We start from the raw sequence: 2,427 nt of genomic DNA on the forward strand, positions 1-2,427 counted from the left end.
GTATGCGTCCGGACATCCCGTCTTGCGCAACTAAACCGGTCGCCACCTATGCGGCAGCAACTGCGCAATATCACTCGCCCGCTGCGTCGGCAGGCGCGTGAGGACGTCCTTCAAATAAGCATACGGTTCATGCCCATTGAGCCGCGCCGATTGGATCAAACTCATGATCGCCGCCGCGCGTTTGCCGCTGCGCAATGAACCTGCAAAGAGCCAGTTCTTGCGACCCAACGCCCATGGTCGGATCTGGTTCTCGCACCAATTATTGTCAATGGGTACGGCCCCGTCATCGAGATAGCGCGACAGCGCCATCCAGCGTTTGAGGCTGTAATCCAAAGCTTTGGCGATAGCCGAGCCGTCGTGCACGATCTGGCGCTGGGCGATCATCCAGGCATGCAGGGCATCCATCACCGGCACGGCTTTTTCTTGTCGTATTCGGTGGCGTAAGTCCGGTTCAAGGTCGCGGACTTCACTCTCGATTTCGTACAGTAACTGGATGTAGCGCAGAGCCTGCTCGGCAAGCTGACTCTTGTTGGTGGCGTGCAGCTCGAAGAACTTGCGCCGTGCATGGGCCATACAGCCGATCTCGGTGACACCGAGTTCAAAGCTGGCTTTGTAACCACCAAAATCATCACAGACCAGCTTGCCCTTCCAGTCTTGCAGGAAGTTGCGGGCGTGTTCTCCGGCTCGGCTGGGGCTGAAGTCGTAAACAACCGCTGCCAAGTCCGAGAACTGGCTGGTGGCGTAGGCCCAGACATAGGCGCGATGGGTTTTCTTCGCGCCCGGCGTGAGCATCTGCACCGGGGTTTCATCGGCGTGGATCACGTCATGCCCAAGCACCGCGTCGCGCAAGGCATCGACCAGCGGCTGCAACTGCACGCCACAGTTGCCGACCCATTGGGCCAGAGTCGAGCGGGCGATGGCCAAACCGGCTCGACCGAAAATCGATTCCTGGCGGTAGAGCGGTAAATGATCCGCGAACTTGGCGATCATGACATGGGCCAGCAGCCCTGCGGTCGGGATGCCCTTGTCGATGACCTGAGCCGGAACCGGTGCCTGGATCAGGGTTTCGCACTGATCGCAGACCCATTTGCCACGGATGTGCCGTTCAACGGTGAAGACGCCGGGCATGTAGTCGAGTTTCTCGCTGACATCCTCGCCGATACGCTTGAGCGCACAGCCGCACTGGCAGTGGCTGCTATCGGGTTCGTGGTGGATCAGAGTGCGCGGAAACTGCGGCGGCAAGGCGGTGCGTTTAGGTTTTTGCCGAGCCTCAGTCGAAGCGGGAGCAAGTTTCAGCGCTTCAAGTTCAGCTTCGATGGCTGCAATGTCGGTGTCGATCAGGTCATCAAGCAGACTGGCTTGATCCGGACTTAACTGCTCACTGCGCTTGGCAAACTTGAAGCGCTTGAGCTGTGCAATCTCGTGGGTCAGCTTCTCGATAACCGTTTGGTCGCGGTGGATCTTTTTGCCCATCGTCTCGACTTTCTGATCGAGATTCTCGACGCGCTGCATCAACTGCGCCGCCAGAGCGCGCAGTTGGTCAGGGTTGAGTTGGTCGAGATTGGGCAGCGAAATCATGCCGCCGATTTTGCCAGAGCCGGCGAAAACCGACGATAGGCTCATCGGACAATTGCACGGCCTGGGTGGTCATGGCAGGTGTTACACGATGGAAATCGCGCTGCCAGGCCCGACTCTTTGCCATGGCAAGCCCAGCACCAGGGCGTGTAGTTGTTCGGCACCCAATTCCATCTGAGAGCCGTGTCGAGAACCCGGCCAGAAGAACTTGCCTTGGTGCAGGCGGCGCGCCGCCAGCCAGATACCCAACCCGTCGTGCACCAGCACTTTCATCCGATTGGCACGGCGGTTGGCAAACAGATAAGCACAGTGCGGCTGCGCCGCACCGAACACCGCCACCACCCGCGCCATTGCGGTGTCGGTGCCGGCACGCATGTCCATGGGCTCGGTGGCGAGCCAGATGGCGTCGATGCGGATCATCGCAACAGATCTCGAAGAAAGGTGGCGCAGGCAGCAGCGCTTTCGGTCGGCCAGTTCACTTTGACGGTGCCGCGCGGGTGTGGGATTTCGAGGTAGATAGTCGATGACGCGGTTTGCGAATTTGCTCCGGCTAGCTGTAAGGGCAGCGGAATGAAAGCAGGTTGCAGCGCCATGGTTTTCTGCGTTTGCACCCGAATCCATTTATGGACGAGGTTCGCGTTGAGGCTGTGGCTCAGCGCAACGCTGGCAATCGAGGCCCCGGGCTGGGCGCACTCTTGAATGACCTGGGCCTTGAAGGATTTGGAGTAGGAACGGCGTTGTGGCTGCATGAAAGACCCGCTTAAAAGGCTAGAACTGGTGTCCACCAAAATTTAAGTGCACACCATGTCTTGGCTTTGCAGAGCGGGCTAGATGACTTGGCCGGACGAATAC

At 59.0% G+C, this 2,427-nt stretch carries 3 protein-coding genes; all 3 read right to left on the reverse strand.

What is annotated here, in order from left to right; translation table 11 throughout:
• Positions 1–30 precede the first annotated feature (30 nt).
• Positions 31–1,578, reverse strand: coding sequence for an IS66 family transposase (locus tag CWE01_RS33085; protein ID WP_100944756.1), 1,548 nt, complete (start codon positions 1,576–1,578; stop codon positions 31–33).
• Between the two features lie 81 nt (positions 1,579–1,659).
• Complete coding sequence (tnpB, locus tag CWE01_RS33480) at positions 1,660–1,995, reverse strand: IS66 family insertion sequence element accessory protein TnpB (RefSeq protein WP_157815321.1); 336 nt, start codon at positions 1,993–1,995, stop codon at positions 1,660–1,662.
• On the reverse strand, positions 1,992–2,324 hold the full coding sequence (locus CWE01_RS33485) for a transposase (RefSeq protein ID WP_218177112.1): 333 nt from the start codon (positions 2,322–2,324) through the stop codon (positions 1,992–1,994). The genes tnpB and CWE01_RS33485 overlap by 4 nt, the downstream gene beginning before the upstream one ends.
• Positions 2,325–2,427 lie beyond the last annotated feature (103 nt).

This window comes from Pseudomonas sp. QS1027 (genome assembly GCF_002814235.1).
In the GTDB taxonomy this organism is placed as follows: Bacteria; Pseudomonadota; Gammaproteobacteria; order Pseudomonadales; family Pseudomonadaceae; genus Aquipseudomonas.